Here is a 20,907-nt window from a genome sequence, read left to right on the forward strand (position 1 = left end):
AATCAAGCAGACAAGTTATGAGCAAGCAACAACCGATGCTTTGCGGATACAGGCGCAAGTTGTCTGACACAGTAGTTGATCAGGCAGGGGCAACTTGGAGATAGAACGAAGCTGGCAATTTCTTGCACGATCCTGTCAATCGAGGGCTTTTATCCTCGAGGCGATGACGGACAATCCCGTCACAGAAAAGAGATTCCCCATGCCAACGGCGCCACTCCCAAATGCGCAGCCAGTGTCTGGCCGATATCGGCAAAGCTGCCCCTCTCACCCAGCCATCCCGCCGCCACGCCTGCACCAAAGGCCAATACAGGCACATGCTCGCGGGTGTGATCGCTGCCGGGACGCGACGGGTCGCAACCGTGGTCGGCGCTGATGATCAGCAACGTCTGCGGGTCCATCAACGCCAGCAGTTCCGGCAGCCTGCGGTCGAAGGCCTCCAGCGCGGCAGCGTACCCGGCCAGGTCCCGACGATGCCCATAGAGCATGTCGAAGTCGACGAAGTTGGCGAACACCAAGCTGTTGTCTGGCGCCTCCTTGAAGGCCTTGAGCGTGGCGTCGAACAGCGCATCGTTGCCGTCCGCCTTGTACAAACGGCTGATGCCTCGATGGGCGAAAATATCGCCGATCTTGCCCACCGCATGCACGGTGCCGCCGGCTTCGCACAGGCGATCCAGCAGCGTGGCCGAGGGCGGCGGGACGGTGTAGTCACGGCGGTTGCCGGTGCGGCGAAACTCGCCCGCACGTTCCCCCGTAAACGGTCGGGCAATGACCCGACCGACTGTGTATGCATCGCATAATTTGCGCGCGATCTCGCACACCCGGTACAGCGCCTCAAGCCCGAAATGGCTTTCGTGGGCGGCGATCTGCAGCACGCTGTCAGCCGAGGTGTAGCAAATCGGCTGACCGCTGCGGATGTGCGCCTCGCCCAATTCATCCAGCACGGTGGTGCCCGAGGCATGGCAATTGCCCAGGATACCCGGCAACCCAGCCTGCTCGATCAGATCAGCCAATAGCTGCGGCGGAAAGGAATCGACCGGTTGCTCGAAATAGCCCCAGTCGAACAACACCGGTACGCCCATCATTTCCCAGTGCCCGGACGGCGTATCTTTGCCTGAGGATTGCTCCCGTGCATGACCGAAGGCCCCGATCGGCGCAGCGCCCCCCCAGTTGCCCGGCAACGGCCCGTCGCCACTGGCCGCCGCTGCGGCACCCAATCCCAACCGACCCAGGTTCGGTAATGACAGTGGCCCCCTGCGCAACGGCCCATCGGCCTCGCCACGGACACACGCCTGCGCGATATGGCGCAACGTATCGGCGCCTGTATCGCCAAAAAGGGCAGCGTCGGCACTGGCACCGATGCCCAGAGAGTCCAGCACCAACACGATGGCTTTGTTCATAGGGTGTCCTGGATCAAGGCGCGTGCGGCAAGGCGTTCGCCGCCCAACCGATAGGCTGCGCGCAAGGCGGATGCGCCCTGCTCGGCCTGCTCTGGAGTGCGCGCGTGCACCCAACCCAAGGGCCGTTGCGCGCTCACCTGTTCACCAACAAAGGCCAACTCGCTGAAGCCCACGGACAGGTCCAGCACGTCGTCCGGATGGCTGCGTCCGCCGCCCAGCGCCACCACGGCCAAGCCCACCGCCCGAGTGTCAATCTCGGTGACGCGTCCTTCTTCCTGGGACCACACCGGCACCGACACAGCAGCCTTGGGTAAATGCTCGTCGGGGTTGCGGGTAAAGTCCTGCGGGCCGCCCAAGGCACTGACCATCTGCTCGAATCGCTGCAGGGCCACCCCGCTCTGCCAGGCCTGATGCAACTGATCACGGGCCTGCGCGTCATCGCTCGCCAAGCCGGCCATCGTCAGTACCTGAGTGGCCAGCGCCAAGGTCACCGCCCACAGGCGTTCACTGCGCACCTCACCCTTGAGCAAGGCCACCGCTTCGGCAACCTCCAGCGCATTGCCGGCACTGCGCGCCAGCGGCTGGTTCATGTCGGTGATCAGGGCGCGGGTATTGACCCCCGCACCGTTGGCCACCGCGACAATACTGGCCGCCAGTTCCCGAGCCTGCTCAGGCTCGGCCATGAACGCACCGTTGCCGGTCTTCACGTCCATGATCAATACGTCGAGGCCGGCGGCGAGTTTCTTGCCGAGGATCGACGCGGTGATCAGATCAATCGACTCCACCGACCCGGTCACATCGCGGATCACATACAAGCGCTTGTCCGCCGGCGCAAGGTTGGCGGTCTGGCCGATGATGGCGCAACCGACTTCGGCGACCACTGCGTGCAACCGCTCGGGGCTGGGTTGGCAGTCGTAGCCGGGGATGCTCTCGAGCTTGTCCAGGGTGCCGCCGGTATGCCCCAGGCCACGCCCGGAAATCATCGGCACGTAACAGCCGCAGGCCGCCAGCAAAGGCGCCAGCATCAAGCTGATCAGGTCGCCAACGCCGCCCGTGGAATGCTTGTCCACTATCGGCCCCGGCAACGCCCAGCTCAACACTTGGCCGGAGTCACGCATTGCCTCGGTCAATGCGATGCGCTCGGTCACGTCCATGCCCTTGATAAATACCGCCATGGCGAACGCCGCCACCTGCCCATCGCTGAGACTGCCATCGGCAATGCCGGCGACAAACCGTTGAATGTCAGCCGCGGTCAGGGCGTGTCCGTCGCGTTTACGACGAATTACTTCTTGTGGCAACCACATACCGCACTCCTTTACAGCGAAATGAAAAAGCCGACGATGGCCGCACTCATCAGGTTAGAGAGCGTGCCGCCGATCATGGCCCGCAAGCCCAGCCGCGCCAGTTCGTGACGACGTTGCGGGGCGATGCCCGTCAGGCCGCCCAACTGAATGGCGATCGAGGACAGATTGGCAAAGCCGCACAGGGCGAAGGTGACGATCACTTGAGTGTGGACCGACAACAGCGGCACACCGGCTTCGGCGGCCTTGGCCGGGGTCAGGTAGTTAGAGAGGTCGGCATAGGCGACGAACTCGTTGAGCACCAGTTTTTCACCGATGAAACCGCCCGCCATCACCGCCTCATGCCACGGCACCCCGAGCAGAAAGGCGATGGGCGCCAGCACGTGCCCAAGGACCAGTTGCAACGTCAGCTGCGGAAAGCCAAACCAGTTGCCTGCCCAGCCCAGCAACCCGTTGCACAGCGCGATCAAGGCGATAAAAGCCAGCAGCATGGCGCCCACGGACAAGGCCAGGCGCAAGCCAACCTGAGCCCCTTCGGCAGCGGCATCGATGATATTCGCGGGGCGGTTCTCTGCCTGGCCCAGCTCTTCAACCAGATGTTCGGCCCGGGCGACTTCGGTTTCCGGCTCCATCAGCTTGGCCATCAGCAAGGCCCCCGGTGCCGACATGAAACACGCCGCGATCAGGTACTTGAGCTCCACACCCAGCCCCGCATAACCCAGTAATACGGAACCGGCCACGGCAGCGAAACCACCGACCATTACCGCGAATAACTCTGAGCGTGTCAGCTTGGCAATGAACGGCCGTACCACCAACGGCACCTCCGATTGGCCAACGAAAATCGCCGACGTCACCACCATCGACTCGACACGGCTGGTGCCCAGCAACAGACGCAAGGCACCGCCCACCAGACGGATAATCCAACCCATCACGCCGATGTAATACAGCACCGAAATAAAGCTGCCGAAGAACACAATCATCGGCAATACCCTGATGGCGAACACAAACCCGCCATTGCCGAACACTTCAAACATGTGCGGTGAACTCAGGCCACCGAAGAGAAACTCGATGCCCTTGTTGGCGTAGAGCTGCAGCGACGCCACCGCATTAGATAAGGAGGCCAGCACCGTCTGGCCCCAAGGCACGTACAACGCGAAGGCGCCGATCAATACCTGGATCACAAACGCTACTGAAACCGTGCGCCAGTTGATCGAACGTCGTTGGTGGGATAAAGCAATGGCAATGGCAATAAGTGTCGCTATTCCGACAAGACTGATCATGCAGGCGCCTCAACATTGGACCAAGCGAATGCAGGCCCGAAGGCCTGCCCAGGATTAGAAAGCGTCGAAGGCGCCCGGCAGCAATTGCTCCAGGGTCCAGATGCGCGTGGCCGCCGGGTCACTGCCCTGGCAAATCACCACCGCATCCTTGGCCATCAACTCCAGCATCACCTGGCGGCAGGCACCGCAAGGGCTTATCAGTGAAACGTTTGGTGCATAGACAGCCATGACCTTGAAGCTTCCCGGCGCATGGCCCTGACTAATGGCACTGAATAAGGCGCTGCGCTCGGCACAGTTGGTCAGCCCGTAAGAGATGTTCTCCACGTTGCAGCCCTGTACCACCTCACCGTCGGCGGTCAGCAACGCCGCACCGACAGGAAAATGGGAGTACGGCGAATAGGTGCACTGCGCAGCACGCTTCGCCTGCTCCATCAAACGCTCTTCAATAGTCATTCACAGTGCCATCCCATTTTTTTGCGGCCACGGCCAGGCAGGTCGTGGCGCTATTATTTTGGTATTTAAATAACATTTTCTGTGAATATTCAATCTTTTTTAAACGGAAGTGAACAAAGGTAACTGCCGGACACTCCCCTCGCCTCCAGCACGCACATTTATCGCACGCAGCATCACTGGAAGCCTCAATCGGTTTCACCCATAAAACGTCAACCCTCGCCGCGCGTTACCTCGTGAGGCACGTCGCGGTGAAATGCATTGCCGATGTGCATTTTCGTGCCAGATAAGAAACCTTGTTTCATATACGAAACATCAATGCTTGTTACGAATACTTACAACCTATTAATAAATAAGCACTTTCCAACAAAGTCACTTCAATAAAAACACCTGGCATTGTTCATGCACTAAACGCCGTATCACCTATAAAACAGACCAGAGACCCCTCCCATGGCTGTGAATGAGATGCACGCCGTCGCCGCACAATGGAATACGCCTGTTCACAAGGAAGAGCTGGAGCCGACTGAAATTGAGTTTCGTAACGTCGGTAAATGTTTCCCGGCCAAAGGAAAGTCCGAGGCCCCTTTCGCCATACGCGAGGTGAATTTCAAGATTCGTCGCGGTGAAGTGGTGTCGATCATTGGCCCATCGGGTTGCGGCAAGAGCACCATCCTTAATATGGGCTCGGGTCTGTATCGCCCCAGTGAAGGTGAAGTGTTCGTAGGCGGTGAAGCGGTCACCGGCCCCGTCCGCAAAGTCGCGTTCATGCTGCAGAAAGACCTGCTGATGCCGTGGCGCAGCATTCGCCGTAACGTCGAGTTGGGCCTGGAGATTCAAGGCGTCGCTCGGGCCAAGCGCGAAGCCGTGGCGAAAGAACTGCTGGACCGCTGCCATCTGCAGGGCTTCGCCGATCACTACCCCTTCCAATTGTCCGGCGGCATGCGCCAGCGTGCGGCACTGGCCCGTACCCTGGCGATTGATCCGCAGGTGCTGTTTCTCGATGAGCCGTTTTCCGCCCTCGATGCCCAGACCAAGATGATCCTGCAACAGGACATGGCGCGAATGCTGTTCGATGAAAAGAAGACCGCGCTGTTCATCACCCACGACTTGATCGAAGGCATCGCCATGTCCGATCGGTTGCTGGTTATGAGCGCCCGCCCCGGCACCATCATCGAAGAAATCACCATCGACCTGCCGTTTCGCGACAACCCATTAGAGCGCCGCAAGCTGCCGGAAATCGGCCCGCTGGTTGGCCGCCTGATGGAGTTGCTGCAAGTGGGCGCCGACACCGAACTGCACTGATCACCGTCCTTGATGCCCTTAACTGATTCCGGAGTGTCCATGCTCACGTCTCTGTTTCAACGATTCTGCGTGCTCGGTCTTGGCCTCGGCCTGGCCGCCGGCGTCCAGGCGCAGCCTACTGACGTCACCTACCTGCTGCCGGCGCCACCCAACTCGCCGGCCTTTGCGCCATGGATTATTGCCAAGGAAAAAGGCTACTACGCCGCCCAGGACCTGAACCTGACGTTCATTGCCGCCAAGGGCGGTGTCGACGTGGCCAAGCAGATCGGTGCCGGCAATGCCTTGCTCGGCGGTGCGATTGGCGACACGCCGATTGTGGTCCGGGCCAATGGCATTCCGGTGCGCGCAGTGGCCGTACTGGGGGCCGGCGGCGTGACGATGATTGCCACCAACGCTGGCGACAACATCAACACCGTCAGCGACCTCAAGGGCAAGACCATGACGGTGATGTCCTACTCCGACACCACCTACTACGCCCTCCTCGCCACCCTGCGCAAAGCCGGCTTGAGCAAGACCGACGTCAACATCCAGGCCGCCGGCCCTGCCGGGGTCTGGCAGTTGTTCTCGGCCAACAAGGCCCAGGCCATGGCGGGTGTACCGGACTGGGTGGTCAATGCCCAGGAGGCCGGACTGAACGTCAAGCTGATTCCCCAGGACCAGATTTTCGAAAGCATGGCCCAGGCGATCCTCGCTTCCGATGACGCGATTAAAAACCACCCACAAGTGGTGCGTGGCGTGGTCCAGGCCACCCTGCAAGGCATGCGCGACATCATTGCCGACCCGCGCGCCGCCGCCGTGACCTTCGCCAAAGCGGTCCCAGCCTACGCCGGCAAGGAAGACTCCCTGGAGAAGGTGTTCAAGCTTTACGTCGAGCACGTTTACGCCAACCAGAGCGTACTCGGCCACATCGACCCCGCTCGCCTGGACAAGGTCCGCCAGTTCTACGTCAGCGAAGGCATCGTCAGCCAGGAACCCAAGCTCGACGAGCTCTACACCAACCAGTTCGTCGACCCGCCGTTGGCTGCGCAATAACGGCCTGTGACCACAAGGTAACGACACGATGAAAAACCTTAATACCTCCATGCTCGGCAGCGCTGTGCTGTTGATGCTGTTCCTGGCGCTCTGGCAATGGGGCCCGGGACTGCTGGGCATGCCCGAATTCGTCATGCCCCAACTGAGCCGCGTGGCCCAGGAAAGCCTGGTGATGTGGCACACCGGCGGCCTGCTGGAACACACCCTGATCACGGCGCTGGAGATCATCGTCGGCTTCGGCCTGGGCGCCCTGCTGGGCGTAGTGATTGGCGTCTCGCTCGGCTTGTCGCCGGCGGCTGAGGCCATGTTGTCGCCGTACATCCTGGCCTTGCAGATCGCCCCGAAGGTGGCCTTTGCGCCGCTGTTCGTGATGTGGCTGGGCTACACCATCTACCCGAAAATCCTGATCGCCATCCTGATCGTGTTTTTCCCGGTGATGATCAACGTGCTGTCGGCAATCCGTACCGTTGACCCCGACATGATCAACCTGGTGCGCACCATGAACGCCAGCCGCTGGCAGATCTTTCGCCTGGTGGAGTTCCCTTCGGCCATGGCCGCGCTGTTCTCCGGCTTGCGCATCGCTTCAACCCTGGCAGTGATCGGCGTCACCGTCGGTGAACTGGTGGGCGGTAACCAGGGCCTGGGCTTCCTGCTGGTGGACGCCGAAGGCCAAGGCAACACCGCAGGCGTGTTCGTCGCCATCGTCATGCTCACCCTGATCGGCGTGATCGCCTACGGCGCCGTGGTCTGGGCCGAAAAACGCGTCCTGCACTACATGCCCAAAGCTATGTTGAGTACCCAATGATGACGAACCTCAATCGTTTACTCGAAGGTCGCCGGGTACTCGTTACCGGCGGTGCCCGTGGCCTGGGTTACGCCTTCGCCCAAGCCATCGGCCATGCCGGTGCCCGGGTGGTGATTGCCGACGTGCTGGCCGAGCGCGTACAACAGGCCGCCGCCGAGTTGCAGGGCCAGGGCCTGGATGTTCAAGCCGTGACGGTTGACCTCGCACAGCCTGCCTCCATCGACACCTGCATCAGTGAAACCCTGCGGGTGCTCGGTGGGCTGGATGGACTGGTCAACAACGCCTCGATCACCAATTCCGGCGGCAAAAGCTGCGAAGAGTTGAGCCTTGAGACCTGGGACCAGGTCATGCAAGTCAACGTGCGCGGCACCTGGCTGATGACCACCGCCTGCCTGCCGGCCCTGCGCGCCAGCGGCCACGGAGCCATCGTCAACCTGGCCTCCGACACGCCGCTGTGGGGCGCGCCGAACCTGCTGGCTTACGTCGCCAGCAAGGGCGCGATCATCGCCATGACCCGCAGCCTGGCCCGCGAACTGGGGGCCGACAACATCACCGTCAACGCCATCGCGCCCGGCCTGGTGTTGGTGGAAGCCACCGCCTACGTGCCTGAAGCACGCCACCGTTTGTACAACGACCAGCGCGCCCTGAAGCGCCCGCAACTGCCCGAAGACGTCAGCGGCGCGGTGCTGTTTGCGCTGTCCGACCTTGCCCGCTTTATCACTGGACAAACCCTGCCGGTCAACGGCGGGTTCGTCATGCCTTGATCTGGAGACTGCCATGACCGACCTATCCGCTTCGCAAGACACCCCGAAAACCTGGGAACGACCCGCTGGCGCGAGCCTGGAGAGCTGGATGAGCACCCGTATCGCGCGCTACGAGACGCGTAAATACGACTGGGATGCCTTGAAGTTCCAGGCCGACTACGACCCCAAGTTCCGCCGCGCGCAAATGCGTTATATCGGCACGGGCGGCACCGGGGTCAGCACCGACATGAACACCATCCCGTCGGAGCACTTCACCTTTTCCACCATGGTAATTCCGGCCGGTCACGAGGGGCCACCGCACCTGCACACCGACGTCGAAGAAGTGTTCTTCGTGCTGCGGGGCAAACTCAAGGTGGTGATCGAGAAGGACGGGGAACGCTTTGAAACCATCCTCACCGACCGCGACGTGATCTCCGTACCGCCAGGCGTCTACCGCGAAGAAATCAACATCGGCGATGAAGACGCGCTGATGTGCGTGATGCTCGGGGCGAAAAAGCCCGTCACCCCGACTTACCCGCCAGAGCACCCTCTGGCCTCGATCAAGCGCGGATAAGCCCATGTTACCCAGCGTCGATCACACCCCATTGACCGCGACCCTCGAGGCTCGCCTGGTCGCCGACTTTCCTCAGCGCACGCTGACGATCGACGGTGGCCGGCAGGCCCTGCGTGAGTGCGGCAGCGGCCCGGCCATTGTCCTGCTCCACGGCATCGGCTCGGGCGCAGCCTCGTGGTTGCAGGTCGCGCAACAATTGGCCCCCGGCGCTCGGGTGATCGCCTGGGACGCCCCTGGCTATGGCGACTCCACGCCGCTGGAAGACCTGGCACCGAAGGCCGAGGCCTATGCCCAACGCCTTTTGCAATTGCTCGACGGCCTGCACATCGAGCACTGCGTGCTGGTCGGCCATTCCCTGGGCGCCCTGACCGCCGTAGCGTTTGCCCGCTTGCATGCCAACCGGGTCAGCCGCCTGGTGCTGATCAGCCCGGCCCGTGGCTACGGCGATCCGTCCCGTAGCCAGCAACGCCAGGAGGTGCGCACCAAGCGCCTGCGGTCGCTGGAACAGGTGGGCATCCAGGGTAACGCCGAGCAACGCAGCGCCCATATGGTGTCCGCAAAGGCCTCGCCACAGGCTCTCGCGTGGGTGCGCTGGAACATGGCGCGGCTCAACCCCGACGGTTATCGCCAGGCCATCGAACTGCTGTGTGGCGACGATCTGTTGCGCCACGCCCCGCTGTCGATGCCGTGTGAAGTGCATTGCGGGCAGGACGACGGCATTACCCCACCGGAGGGCTGCCTGCCTCTGGCCAAGGCCCTGGGTGCGCACTTGAGCCTGATCGCCGACGCCGGGCACGCCAGCCCCATCGAACAACCGCTGGTGGTTGCAGGCCGCCTGGCCTTTGCCATCAAAGAATCCCTGACAGGTAGAACCCTATGAACGACTCAGATCTGCTGAAGGACGCTCAGGACAAATACATCGTGCCAGGCCTGGAGCGCGGTCTGCTGCTGCTCTGCGAATTCACCCGGCGCAATCGCACCCTGACCGCACCGGAACTGGCGCGGCGACTGGCCCTACCACGCTCGACGATCTTTCGCCTGCTCACCACCCTGGAAACCATGGGTTTCGTCACCCGCAGCGGCAATGAATACCGCCTCGGCATGTCGGTGTTGCGCCTGGGCTTTGAATACCTCGCGTCCCTGGAGCTGACCGAACTGGGTCAACCGTTGCTGGCGCGGCTGTGCGACCGGCTCAACTACCCCAGCAACCTGGTGGTGCGTGACGGGCGTTCGATTGTGTACGTGGCCAAGGTTTCGCCGCCGTCGGTGTTCTCCAGTGCGGTCAACGTCGGCACCCGCCTGCCGGCCCATGCCACCGTGCTGGGACGCATCCTGTTGGAAGACCTGTCCCTGACCGAGCTGCGCGAGTTGTACCCGGAGGAACACCTGGAACAGCACTCCGAATGCACGCCGAAAACCGTGATGGAACTGTTCAACATGGTTCAAGCCGACCGTCAGCGTGGCTTCGTCAGTGGCGAAGGGTTCTTCGAGTCGGCGATCTCCACCGTCGCCGCACCGGTACGCGACCAGAGTGGACGCATTGCCGCAGCGCTGGGCGTGACCATCCCCACCACCCAGATCGGCCATGTGAACTTTCAGGAACTGCTGTCGCAGGTGAGACGCAGCGCCGATGAGTTGTCCCACCTGCTCAACTACAACGGCGGTGCCCACGACGGGCAGCCCCGTGTCACCGCACTGATGAGAGATTGAGATGAGCCTTTATCAACTGCAAGGTCGCACGGCGATCGTCACGGGCGGCTCCTCCGGCATTGGCTTGGCGTGCGTCGAGTTGCTGCTGGAAGCCGGCGCGGCAGTCGCCTTTTGTGGGCGCAATGAAGAACGTCTGCGCAGCGCTGAAGCGCAACTGCGTCAACGCTTTCCCGATGCGCGCCTGCTGGCCGAGGTCTGTAACGTACTCGACGCCCAATCGGTCAAGGCCTTTGCGGCCGCCAGCGAGCGTGCACTGGGCGCCGCCAGCGTGTTGATCAACAACGCCGGGCAAGGCCGTGTTTCAACCTTCCAGGACACCAGCGATGACGCCTGGACCGAAGAGCTGAACCTGAAATTCTTCTCGGTGATTCACCCGGTCCGCGCCTTCAAGGCGCAGCTCAAGGCACAGACCGACGCGGCCATCGTGTGCGTCAACTCGCTGCTGGCCAGCCAGCCGGAGCCGCACATGGTCGCCACCTCCGCCGCCCGCGCCGGGGTGATGAACCTGGTGCGCTCGATGGCCACCGAGTTTGCGCCTGACGGTATTCGGGTCAACGGCATCCTCATCGGCCTGGTGGAATCCGGCCAATGGCGCCGCCGTTTCGAGGCACGTGAAGAGCGGGACCTGGACTGGAGCCAGTGGACCGCCCAACTGGCTCACAAAAAACACATTCCCTTGGGGCGCCTGGGCCTGCCGATTGAAGCGGCCCGCGCGATCCTGTTTCTGGCCTCGCCTCTGTCGGCTTACACCACAGGCAGCCATATCGATGTATCCGGAGGCCTGTCCCGCCATGCGTAATGAAAATACTGTCACCGTTGGCGCTGCTATCACGGCCTTTCTTGAGCAGTGCGATGTCAAAGCCGCCTTCGGCGTGATCTCGATCCACAACATGCCGATCCTCGACGCCTTTGCCGTGCGCGGCAATATCCGCTTTGTCATGTCCCGGGGTGAAGCCGGCGCGGCCAACATGGCCGACGCCTATGCCCGCACCACCGGTGGCCTGGGTGTGTGCCTAACGTCCACCGGCACCGCGGCCGGCAACGCCGCCGGTGCCCTGGTTGAAGCGCAAACCGCCGGCACGCCGCTGCTGCACATCACCGGGCAGATCGAAACGCCGTACCTGGACCAGGAACTGGCGTACATCCACGAAGCCCGTGACCAATTGAACATGCTCAAGGCCGTGTCGAAAGCCGCGTTTCGGGTGCGCAGTGTCGAGACCGCCATCAGCACCTTGAAGCTTGCGGTGCAGACCGCTCTGACGGTACCTACCGGGCCCGTCAGCGTCGAGATTCCGATCGACATCCAGTCGGCCTTCATTCCAATGCCCACCGACCTGACGCCCCTGCCGATCCCGGTCGCCGTCCCGCCCCGCGAAGCCCTCGACCTGGTGGCCGACCGATTGGCCAGTGCCAAGCGCCCGATGCTCTGGCTCGGCGGTGGCGCACGGCATGCCGGGCATGCGGTCAAGCGCCTGCTGGCGATGGGTGTGGGTGTGATCACCTCGACCCAGGGCCGTGGCGTGGTCAACGAGGACGACGAGCGCTGCCTCGGTGCGTTCTCGCAGAACAAACGGGTCGAGCAATTCCTGCAAACCTGTGACGCGCTGCTGATCGCCGGCTCCCGCCTGCGCAGTAACGAGACCTTCAAGTACGCGCTGAAATTGCCGCAAAACACCCTGCGCATTGACGCCAACCCGGCGATCGAAGGCCGTAGTTACGCCAGCGAACTGTTCATCTGCGGTGACGCGGCATTGGCCCTCGAAGGCCTGGCGGACCGTCTGGAAGGTCGCCTGCAGATCGACCCGAACTTCCTCGATGAACTCAAGGCCGTTCGCGAGCAATCCCGCCACCAACTGATCGCTGACCTGGGCCCCTACTCGGCCATGGTCGAGCAACTGCAAGCCAGCACCGGTCGCAACTTCTCCTGGGTGCGCGACGTGACGTTGTCCAACAGCATCTGGGGCAACCGTCTGCTGACGCTTTATCACCCACGTGCCGGCGTGCACGCCCTGGGTGGCGGCATTGGCCAAGGCCTGGCCATGGGCATCGGCGCGGCCGTGGCCGCCGCTGAAACGGCGCCAGAGCGCAAGGTGTTCGCCCTGGCCGGTGACGGCGGCTTCATCTTGAACCTGGGTGAACTGGCGACCCTGGTTCAGGAGAAAGCCAACCTGGTGATCCTGCTGATGAACGACCAGCGCTACGGCGTGATTCGCAACATCCAGGACGCGGTCTACGGCAGCCGCCATTGCTACGTCGACCTGCACACCCCGGACTACACCCAGCTCGCCGAGTCCATGGGGCTGCGCCACGGGTTGGTCACCGACCTCAAGGATTTTGGCCGCGTCGTCGACAGCGCCCTGAGCCAGCCCGGCCCGTTCCTGCTGGAAGTCGACATGCTCAGCGTCGGCAACTTCGCCACCCAGTTCGCCGGCCCGCCCAACAGCGAAACCAAAGCCCAAAAGGCCAACGCCTGAGGATCGCCCCATGCTGCATATCACCATGATCGGCTGCGGCGCCATTGGCATCGGCGTGCTAGAGCTGTTGGAGAAAGACCCACAGTTGTGCGTCGACTACGTCATCGCCTCCCAGGGTTCCGAAGCCCTGGTCCGCCAGCGGCTGGCCAGCTTCAAGCAGCCGCCGCAGGTGTTGACCGCGTTGCCGGCCGACGCGCGCCCTGACCTGTTGGTCGAGTGCGCCGGCCACCGGGCCATTGAAGAGCATGTGCTACCAGCCCTGGAACGCGGCATTGCCTGCCTGATTGTCTCGGTCGGCGCGCTCTCGCAGGTTGGCCTGGTCGAGCGCCTGGAAGCCGCCGCCGAGCGCGGCCACACCCGCATAGAACTGCTTCCCGGCGCCATTGGCGGGATTGACGCGTTGTCGGCGGCCAAAGTCGGCGGGCTGGATTCGGTCAACTACACCGGCCGCAAACCGGCACGTGCCTGGAAAAACACCCCCGGCGAGCAGGCCTGCGACCTGGACAGCATCACCGAGGCGACCGTGATTTTTCAGGGCAGCGCCCGCGAAGCGGCGCGGCTGTACCCGAAAAATGCCAACGTCGCCGCCACCTTGTCCCTGGCCGGGATTGGCCTGGATCGCACCCAGGTCACCCTGATTGCCGACCCCCACAGCGACGAGAACGTTCACCACTTTGAAGCCCGAGGCGCCTTTGGCGGTTTTGAGTTGAGCCTGCGGGGCAAACCCTTGCTGGCCAATCCCAAGACCTCGGCGCTGACGGTGTACAGCGTGGTCCGTGCTCTGGGCAACCATGCCCATGCGATTTCCATTTAGGAGCCCGTCGATGACCCTCGAACAGACTTTACCCATCTGCATCGCCGGCCACTGGCGCCTGGGCCGCGGCGAGCGCTACGCCAGCCGCTACCCCGCCACGGGCGAAGCCGTGGCCTGGCTCAATGCCGCCGATGTGCAGGATGTCGAAGACGCCATCCAGGGCGCACATCAGGCGTTTTTGCACAGCGGTTGGGCCCAGCGCAAACCCCACGAGCGGGCGGCTGTGCTGTACCGCATCGCCGGGCTGATTCGCGAACACGCCGAAGAGTTGGCGCAACTGCAACGCCAGGACAACGGCAAGCCGATCAGCGAAACCCGCGCACTGGTCGCCAGTGCGGCCGGCACCTTTCAGTTTTTTGCCGCAGCCTGCGAAACCCTGGAAGAAACCATCACCCCGTCACGCGGTGACTTCGTCACCATGAGCGTTTACGAGCCCATGGGTGTGGTGGTTGCGATCACCCCGTGGAACTCGCCGATTGCCAGCGAAGCACAAAAAGTCGCGCCCGCCCTCGCCGCCGGCAATGCGGTGGTGATCAAACCGGCAGAGATCACCCCGCTGCTGGCCCTGAAACTCGCGCAGCTGTGTGAAGAGGCCGGTCTGCCCAAAGGCCTGATCAGCGTGTTACCCGGCAAAGGCTCGCTGTTGGGCGATGCCCTGACCCGCCATCCCTTGGTCAAGCGCGTGTCGTTTACCGGCGGCACCACCACCGGCAAACATATTGCTCACATTGCGGCCGACAAGATGATGCCGGTGTCCCTGGAATTGGGCGGCAAGTCACCCACCATCGTGCTGGATGACGCCGATCTCGACCATGCGGTGGCCGGTGTGCTGTACGGCATTTTCAGTTCCTCTGGTGAAGCGTGCATTGCCGGTTCGCGGCTGTTCGTCGCCCGTGCCCTGTACGAACCGTTCATGCAGCGCCTGGTCGCTGCCGCCGCTCGTTTGCGAGTCGGCGACCCGGCGCGGGAAGACACCCAGATGGGCCCATTGATCAGCGCCGGGCACCGTGAGTCGGTGGAGCGCTACGTCGCACTGGGCCTTGCCGAAGGCGGCCGTCTGCGCCTGGGTGGCCAGCGCTTGAGCGGCGAACGTTATGACCAGGGTTACTACTACCCGCCGACCATCCTCGAAGGCCTGAGCAACCACCAGCAAGTGTGTCAGGAAGAGATTTTCGGCCCGGTGCTGGTGGCCATGCCGTTCGACGATGAAGCGCAGTTGCTGGAGCAAGCCAACGACAGCCTCTATGCCCTGGCCGCCGGGATCTGGAGCCGCGACTACAAGCGCGCCTGGGCCCTCGGTCGGCGCCTGCAAGCCGGTACGGTGTGGATCAACACCTACAAGCAGTTCTCGATTTCCACGCCCTTCGGCGGCTGGCGCGACAGCGGCCTGGGCCGCGAAAAAGGTCGCCTGGGGATCCTGCAGTACATGGAACAAAAGAGCCTCTATTGGGGCATGAACGAGCAGCCACTGGCTTGGGCCGGTGTGCCACACGAGGTAGGGCAATGAGCGTTTTAGGCATCGATGAAGTCACCTATGGCGTCGAAGACCTCGACACCTGCGTGCGTTTTTTCAGCGACTGGGGCCTTACGCCCGTCAGCACCCAGGCAGACGAAGTCATCTTCGAAACCCTCAACGGCTGTCGGGTGGTGCTCGCCGACCTGCACAAACCGGGGTTGCCGGCGGCGATCGAGGCAGGCTCCACCGTGCGCGAAGTGGTCTGGGGCGTAGAAAGTACCGCCGACCTGGCGCTGTACCGCGAACGTATTGTTCGCGACCCGGGCTTTGTCGAGACCGACGGGCGTATCGGTTGCACGGACCCCAATGGTTTGGCGATCCGCCTGCAAGTGACCCGCAAACGCGAGATCGACATCGAGTGCAGCGGCCACAACACCTGGCAGACCAAAGGCCGGATCAACAAGGCCGCGCCGATCTATGAGCGGGCCACACCGATTGAAGTCGGTCACGTGGTGTTCTTCGTCAAGGACGTGAACGCCTGCGAAACCTTCTATCACGAACGTTTTGGCTTCCAGGCTTCAGACCGCTACCCGGACCGTGGAGCCTTTTTGCGCACTGCCGAAGAAGGCGGCCACCATGACCTGTTCATGCTGCAACTGCCCGCGCCGCGGGCAGGGCTGAACCACGTGGCGTTCACCGTTCGCGACGTGCACGAGGTGTTCGGCGGCGGTATGCACATCTCCCGCAGTGGCTGGGCCACGGAAATCGGCCCGGGGCGTCACCCGGTGTCTTCCGCGTTCTTCTGGTACTTCAAGAACCCCGCCGGCGCGCTGGTGGAGTATTACGCCGACGAAGACCAACTGACCGGCGAGTGGCAGCCACGCACCTTCGAGCCAGGCCCGACGGTGTTCGCCGAATGGGCGATTGCCGGTGGCATCGATGGCAACACCCGACGCCAGCAACACGTCGAGGCACCGCAAGGCAAATTCCTCACCGACAAACCGAAACCTTGAGCAGGAGTCGTCCATGTCTTCTCTGAACATTGCGATTGCCGGTGCCGGTATCGGCGGCCTGACCGCCGCCATCGCCCTGCATCGCGCCGGTCACCAAGTCACCGTATTCGAGCAATCCAAGGCATTCCTACGGGTCGGCGCCGATATCAACCTCACGCCCAACGCCGTGCGTGCCCTCGATGGCCTGGGGATCGGTGCGGCGGTGCGCATTCCCGCCGCGCGGCCAACGCACCGCATCAGTCGGATGTGGGACAGCGGTGAGGAAACCTCACGCCTGGAAATGTCCGACGCTGCCGAACAGAAGTACGGGGCGCCGCAACTGACCATTCACCGCGCCGACCTGCTGGCCGCCCTGGCCGAAGTGTTCCCGCGGTCACAGGTGCAGTTTGCCAAGCGCGCCGAGCGTGTGGTGCAAGGCGCTGACGGTATCGGCCTGCACTTCAAGGATGGCAGCCGGCACCGCTGCGACCTGCTGATCGGCGCCGACGGCATCCACTCCGTGGTGCGCAGCGCGCTATTTGGCGACGAACACCCACGCTTCACCGGCGTGGTGGCCTACCGTGCGGTGGTGCCGGTGGAGCGTGTGGCCCACGTGCCGAATATCCAGGCGTTCACCAAATGGTGGGGCCCTACCCCACAGAGCCAGATCGTCACCTTTCCACTGAACCAGGGTAAGGACATCTTCATCTTCGCCACCACCGCTCAGGACAGCTGGCACGAAGAGTCCTGGACCAGCGCAGGTGATGCCGAAGAACTACGCAGTCACTACCAGGCGTTCCACCCCGACGCCCGGGCCCTGCTGGATGCCTGTACCGAGGTGCTCAAGACCGCGTTGTATGAACGCGACCCGCTGCCCTTCTGGTCCCAAGGCGCGATCACCCTGCTGGGCGATGCCTGCCACCCGATGATGCCGTTCATGGCCCAGGGCGCCGGCCAAGCCATCGAAGACGCCGTGGTGCTTGCCCGTCACGTGCAGGATCTGCAGGACCCGGCCTCGATTGCGGGTGCGCTGCTGGCCTATCAACAGGCACGGCTGGAACGCACCAGCCAGATCCAGATCGGCTCGCGAGGCAACCAGTGGCTCAAGGACGGCGGCAACGCCGACTGGGTCTACGGCTACGACGCCTGGACCGTACCCACCGAGCGCGCGGCCTGACCATGAACGAAACCTTGCTGGTCACGGTGCTGCTCAAGCACGACCAATCAAAAAATCTGGAAGACATTCAGGGCCACATGAAGCAGCAGGACTGGTGGGAGCGCTTTCCGCCCCAGGGCGTGGAGGTGGTGTCGTGGACCGTGGCCATGGGCCTGGGCCAGATCGTCACCCTGCGCCTGGCGCCCAGCCTGCTGCCCAGCCTCAACGTCGAGCTCGAACGCTCGGCCTGGGGCGTGTTCAGCACTGAAGTTTTCCCTACTTACGACTTTATCCCCGTGCGCGAAATGATCCGCGAACGGGTACGCAACGGAGGTCAATGAGATGAGCACAACCGAACCCTACCTGCAGCCCCATCAGGCGCGCAAACGGCCCAACACCCAGTTCGAAGAATTGCTGGGAGACTCCATCGAGCGGGCCTTCGGCAATGGCGTAACGGAGCTGCCTGCGCTGCTCGCGCACCTTAACCTGGCCGGCCCACCCTGCCCGCTGACCACCGGAGAGTGGACGCCAGAAGCCTATACAACCCTGATGGCCCGGTTGGGCGAATGACCCGACAGAGGTAATGATAAAAATGAACGCGCACTTGACCGTCGACCCTGCTGAACACCTTCTCGCCAATGGTTTGAAAAACCTTTGGTTCCCCGTGCTGCCCAGCGATCAACTGGGAGAAAAACCGGTTTCAATCCGTCGCCTGGGCTACAAGATCGCCCTGTGGCGTGACAACGATGGCAGCGTCCACGCGCTGGAAGACCATTGCCCTCACCGCGGTGCTCCGCTGTCCCAGGGCCCGGTGCTGGGCGACCGCTTGCAGTGCCCCTATCACGGCGTTGAAGTGCGCTGCGACGGCACGGTCACCAAAGTCCCGGGTAGCCCTGGCTGCAAACTCGAGGGCAGCCGGCCGACGCGGATGTTCCACACCCGTGAAGCCGCTGGGGCGATTTTTCTCTACAACGCCGCCGAGCCCCACGTGGAGCAACCGCCAGAGCTGATCCTGCCCGAGCAACTGACCTCCCCCGAGTGGAGCAGCTTCGTCTGTTACACCGAGTGGAAAGGCGATTACCGTTACGTGATCGACAACGTCATGGACCCGATGCACGGCACCTACCTGCACAAAATGTCCCACTCGATGAGCGAAGGCGAAGCCACCGCCAAGTTCGTCACCCGCGACACCGACCAGGGTTTTTTCTTCGAGAAGGAAGGCCAGCGTGGGGTGAACTTCGACTGGACCGAGTTCATGGACAACGGCTGCCATTGGCTGCGCCTGGAAATCCCGTACCCGAAGACCGGCGGCCCAGGCGGCAACTTCACCATCATCGGCAGCTACACCCCCAGCAGTCGCTCCCTGGCCGCTGTGTTCCACTGGCGCTGCCGCCCACTGACCGGCTGGCAGCGTGATACCTGGCGCTTCCTCTACAAAAACCGCCTGGAGGCGCGTCACTGGGCAGTGCTGGAGCAAGACCGGGTACTGCTGGAGTTCATGGAGCCTGACGCCAATCAGCGCGAAAACCTCTACCAGCATGACCTGGGCGTGGTGCGGCTGCGCCGTTATCTGAAGAACGCGGCCAAGGCACAGTTGGAGCTGATCGACGCGAAGCAGCTGTCATGAGCCACACCGTGCAGCAGGTACAGACCGACGCTGTGCGTGAACCGGCCAACGCCACGTGGTCCAACGCGTTGCTGATTGGCAACGAGCTGGTGATGTCCGGCATGACGGCCCACCCGGCCACACAACAGGATCCGGCGCTGGACTGTTACGCCCAGACCTTGATCGTGCTGGGCAAAATACGCGCGTTGGTCGAGGCTGCTGGCGGACACGTCGGCACGATCTACCGGCTCACGGTGTATCTCACTGACATTGGCGACAAAGACCAGGTCGGCCGGGCTCGGCGAGATTTTTTCGCCGGGCAGGCACTGTTTCCAACGTCCACGCTGGTGGAGGTCAGTGGCCTGGTGTTCCCTACATTGCGGGTCGAAATCGAGGCCGCAGCCCGGCTGGATATCGACCTGCGTACTGCCCCAAAGAGGTGAACGATGTCCAAACCCTCCCTGCTCACCGCGCGCGTCCAGGCGCTGCGCTATGAAGCCGAAGGCATCATCAGCGTTGAATTGCGGCCCTTGGACGACACGGTGTTCGCCCCGTTCGAGGCCGGCTCACACATTGACCTGCACTTGGCCAATGGCCTGGTGCGCAGTTACTCCCTGCTCAACTCGCCCCATGATCAGGGGCGCTATGTGATTGGCGTGCTGCGTGATCGCAACAGCCGTGGCGGCTCGGAGTACGTCCACAGCCAGTTGCGGGTCGGCATGCAGCTGTCGATCTCGGCACCGCGTAACAATTTCGCCCTGGACCTGAACGCCAGCCACAGCGTGCTGGTAGCCGGCGGCATCGGGATCACGCCGATCTACTGCATGTTTCGCCAGTTGCTGGCGCTGGGGAAATCCGCCGAGTTGATCTACTGCGCCCGCTCCCGCCAGGAAGCGGCGCTGGTGGAAGATATCGGCGGCCTCAACGCCAGGGTGACTTACCACTTCAATGACGAAAAAGGTACGTTCCCTGACTTGGCCATCTACCTCGCCGGCCAGCCAAAGGACACGCATTTTTATTGCTGCGGCCCGACGCCCATGCTCGATGCCTTCGAAAGCACCTGCGAGGGGTTGGGTTACCCTCATGCCCATATCGAGCGCTTTGCGGCCGCCGAATTGCCACCGTCGCAAGACGCCCAACATGGCTACAGCGTCGAGTTGAAAAAGTCGGGCAAGACGCTGTCAGTCGAACCGGGATTGAGTTTGCTGGACGCCTTGCTGCAAGTCGGTTGCGACATCGACTACAGCTGTCGCGAAGGGGTCTGTGGCTCCTGCGAGACCCGAGTGCTGGAAGGTGACATCGACCATCGCGACGGGGTGTTGACCAAGGCCGAGCGCGCGGCAAATCAGTCGATGATGGTCTGCGTCTCTGGCTGCAAGAGCCCGCGGTTGGTGCTTGATCTCTGACACCAATCAGCGGCGGTCTGCCCTTGTAGCCGCTGCCGAGGTACGAGGCTGCGATAAGGGCCGCAGGACCTTCGGCGGTTGCAAGACCTTACGACTGCTGCGCAGCCGATCGCAGGCTGCGCCAGCGGCTACAGGGAGTTGAGTGGTTTCAAATGCCTCACTAATACCCAACCCCGCACTGACACTGTGCAAACCGGTGACGCCATAGAGGCTGCGTTTCACGGGTAATACAGAAAAATCCGTTTCCTATATAAACAACTGTTTTTAAAAGAGTATTTATATAGAAACGACACTTACAGTGACTGGCACAGTTCCTGCTCTACCCCTTGAGAGTTCATAGGCCACACGGCGTATCACACTCGAAACAATAAAAATAACCAGCGCTTAAATACGGCAAGACCTCACCTGC

At 62.5% G+C, this 20,907-nt stretch carries 22 protein-coding genes; 18 read left to right on the forward strand and 4 right to left on the reverse strand.

The window, feature by feature from the left end; all coding sequences use genetic code 11:
- Positions 1-179: 179 nt before the first annotated feature.
- Genes HKK55_RS12930 through HKK55_RS12945 form a run of 4 tightly spaced genes read right to left on the reverse strand, consistent with a single transcriptional unit; the run spans position 180 to position 4,431 of the window.
- Complete coding sequence (locus HKK55_RS12930) at positions 180-1,397, reverse strand: phosphopentomutase (protein WP_169355044.1); 1,218 nt, start codon at positions 1,395-1,397, stop codon at positions 180-182.
- Positions 1,394-2,701, reverse strand: coding sequence for a thymidine phosphorylase (gene deoA / locus HKK55_RS12935; RefSeq protein ID WP_169355045.1), 1,308 nt, complete (start codon positions 2,699-2,701; stop codon positions 1,394-1,396). Before deoA ends, HKK55_RS12930 begins: the two co-directional genes overlap by 4 nt.
- A gap of 11 nt (positions 2,702-2,712) precedes the next feature.
- Entirely contained in the window at positions 2,713-3,978 is a 1,266-nt protein-coding gene (locus HKK55_RS12940) for a NupC/NupG family nucleoside CNT transporter (RefSeq protein WP_169355046.1), read from the reverse strand.
- 54 nt (positions 3,979-4,032) lie between these two features.
- Positions 4,033-4,431: a cytidine deaminase gene (locus HKK55_RS12945; protein WP_169355047.1), complete on the reverse strand. Its 399-nt coding sequence runs from the start codon at positions 4,429-4,431 to the stop codon at positions 4,033-4,035.
- A 462-nt stretch (positions 4,432-4,893) separates the two neighbouring features.
- Between HKK55_RS12945 and HKK55_RS12950 the strand changes: the two genes are divergently transcribed.
- From HKK55_RS12950 to HKK55_RS13035, 18 genes are read left to right on the forward strand one after another with little or no spacing between them, the layout of a single operon-like run.
- The gene (locus HKK55_RS12950) at positions 4,894-5,730 is read left to right on the forward strand and encodes an ABC transporter ATP-binding protein (protein ID WP_237151371.1); all 837 of its coding nucleotides are present in this window, start codon (positions 4,894-4,896) and stop codon (positions 5,728-5,730) included.
- A gap of 39 nt (positions 5,731-5,769) precedes the next feature.
- Positions 5,770-6,762: an ABC transporter substrate-binding protein gene (locus tag HKK55_RS12955; RefSeq protein ID WP_169355049.1), complete on the forward strand. Its 993-nt coding sequence runs from the start codon at positions 5,770-5,772 to the stop codon at positions 6,760-6,762.
- 28 nt (positions 6,763-6,790) lie between these two features.
- A complete protein-coding gene (locus HKK55_RS12960; protein ID WP_169355050.1) occupies positions 6,791-7,567 on the forward strand; it encodes an ABC transporter permease in 777 nt (258 codons plus the stop codon).
- Positions 7,564-8,331 carry an SDR family oxidoreductase gene (locus HKK55_RS12965; RefSeq protein WP_169355051.1) on the forward strand — a complete coding sequence of 256 codons (768 nt, stop codon included), beginning with the start codon at positions 7,564-7,566 and terminating at the stop codon, positions 8,329-8,331. The genes HKK55_RS12960 and HKK55_RS12965 overlap by 4 nt, the downstream gene beginning before the upstream one ends.
- A 13-nt stretch (positions 8,332-8,344) precedes the next feature.
- Positions 8,345-8,884 carry a cupin domain-containing protein gene (locus HKK55_RS12970; RefSeq protein WP_169355052.1) on the forward strand — a complete coding sequence of 180 codons (540 nt, stop codon included), beginning with the start codon at positions 8,345-8,347 and terminating at the stop codon, positions 8,882-8,884.
- A gap of 4 nt (positions 8,885-8,888) precedes the next feature.
- A complete protein-coding gene (locus HKK55_RS12975; protein WP_169355053.1) occupies positions 8,889-9,764 on the forward strand; it encodes an alpha/beta fold hydrolase in 876 nt (291 codons plus the stop codon).
- Complete coding sequence (locus HKK55_RS12980; protein ID WP_169355054.1) at positions 9,761-10,594, forward strand: IclR family transcriptional regulator; 834 nt, start codon at positions 9,761-9,763, stop codon at positions 10,592-10,594. The genes HKK55_RS12975 and HKK55_RS12980 overlap by 4 nt, the downstream gene beginning before the upstream one ends.
- Before the next feature lies 1 nt (position 10,595).
- Entirely contained in the window at positions 10,596-11,393 is a 798-nt protein-coding gene (locus HKK55_RS12985) for an SDR family oxidoreductase (protein WP_169355055.1), read from the forward strand.
- On the forward strand, positions 11,386-13,068 hold the full coding sequence (locus HKK55_RS12990) for a thiamine pyrophosphate-binding protein (RefSeq protein ID WP_169355056.1): 1,683 nt from the start codon (positions 11,386-11,388) through the stop codon (positions 13,066-13,068). Before HKK55_RS12985 ends, HKK55_RS12990 begins: the two co-directional genes overlap by 8 nt.
- A gap of 10 nt (positions 13,069-13,078) precedes the next feature.
- Complete coding sequence (locus HKK55_RS12995) at positions 13,079-13,882, forward strand: aspartate dehydrogenase (RefSeq protein WP_169355057.1); 804 nt, start codon at positions 13,079-13,081, stop codon at positions 13,880-13,882.
- A 10-nt stretch (positions 13,883-13,892) separates the two neighbouring features.
- Complete coding sequence (locus HKK55_RS13000) at positions 13,893-15,389, forward strand: aldehyde dehydrogenase (RefSeq protein ID WP_169355058.1); 1,497 nt, start codon at positions 13,893-13,895, stop codon at positions 15,387-15,389.
- A complete protein-coding gene (locus HKK55_RS13005) occupies positions 15,386-16,351 on the forward strand; it encodes a VOC family protein (RefSeq protein ID WP_169355059.1) in 966 nt (321 codons plus the stop codon). The genes HKK55_RS13000 and HKK55_RS13005 overlap by 4 nt, the downstream gene beginning before the upstream one ends.
- A gap of 13 nt (positions 16,352-16,364) precedes the next feature.
- Complete coding sequence (locus tag HKK55_RS13010) at positions 16,365-17,507, forward strand: FAD-dependent monooxygenase (RefSeq protein WP_169355060.1); 1,143 nt, start codon at positions 16,365-16,367, stop codon at positions 17,505-17,507.
- Positions 17,508-17,509: 2 nt separating this feature from the next.
- Positions 17,510-17,827, forward strand: coding sequence for a hypothetical protein (locus HKK55_RS13015; protein ID WP_169355061.1), 318 nt, complete (start codon positions 17,510-17,512; stop codon positions 17,825-17,827).
- Position 17,828: 1 nt separating this feature from the next.
- Positions 17,829-18,056, forward strand: coding sequence for a recombinase-like helix-turn-helix domain-containing protein (locus HKK55_RS13020; protein ID WP_169355062.1), 228 nt, complete (start codon positions 17,829-17,831; stop codon positions 18,054-18,056).
- 22 nt (positions 18,057-18,078) lie between these two features.
- Positions 18,079-19,113 (forward strand): aromatic ring-hydroxylating dioxygenase subunit alpha, encoded by a 1,035-nt coding sequence (locus HKK55_RS13025; RefSeq protein ID WP_169355063.1) that lies wholly within the window; start codon positions 18,079-18,081, stop codon positions 19,111-19,113.
- Positions 19,110-19,535 carry a RidA family protein gene (locus HKK55_RS13030; RefSeq protein WP_169355064.1) on the forward strand — a complete coding sequence of 142 codons (426 nt, stop codon included), beginning with the start codon at positions 19,110-19,112 and terminating at the stop codon, positions 19,533-19,535. Before HKK55_RS13025 ends, HKK55_RS13030 begins: the two co-directional genes overlap by 4 nt.
- A gap of 3 nt (positions 19,536-19,538) precedes the next feature.
- Positions 19,539-20,498, forward strand: coding sequence for a PDR/VanB family oxidoreductase (locus tag HKK55_RS13035; protein ID WP_169355065.1), 960 nt, complete (start codon positions 19,539-19,541; stop codon positions 20,496-20,498).
- The last annotated feature ends 409 nt before the right edge of the window (positions 20,499-20,907 follow it).

It is taken from the genome of Pseudomonas sp. ADAK18, from assembly GCF_012935695.1.
Classification (GTDB): domain Bacteria; phylum Pseudomonadota; class Gammaproteobacteria; order Pseudomonadales; family Pseudomonadaceae; genus Aquipseudomonas.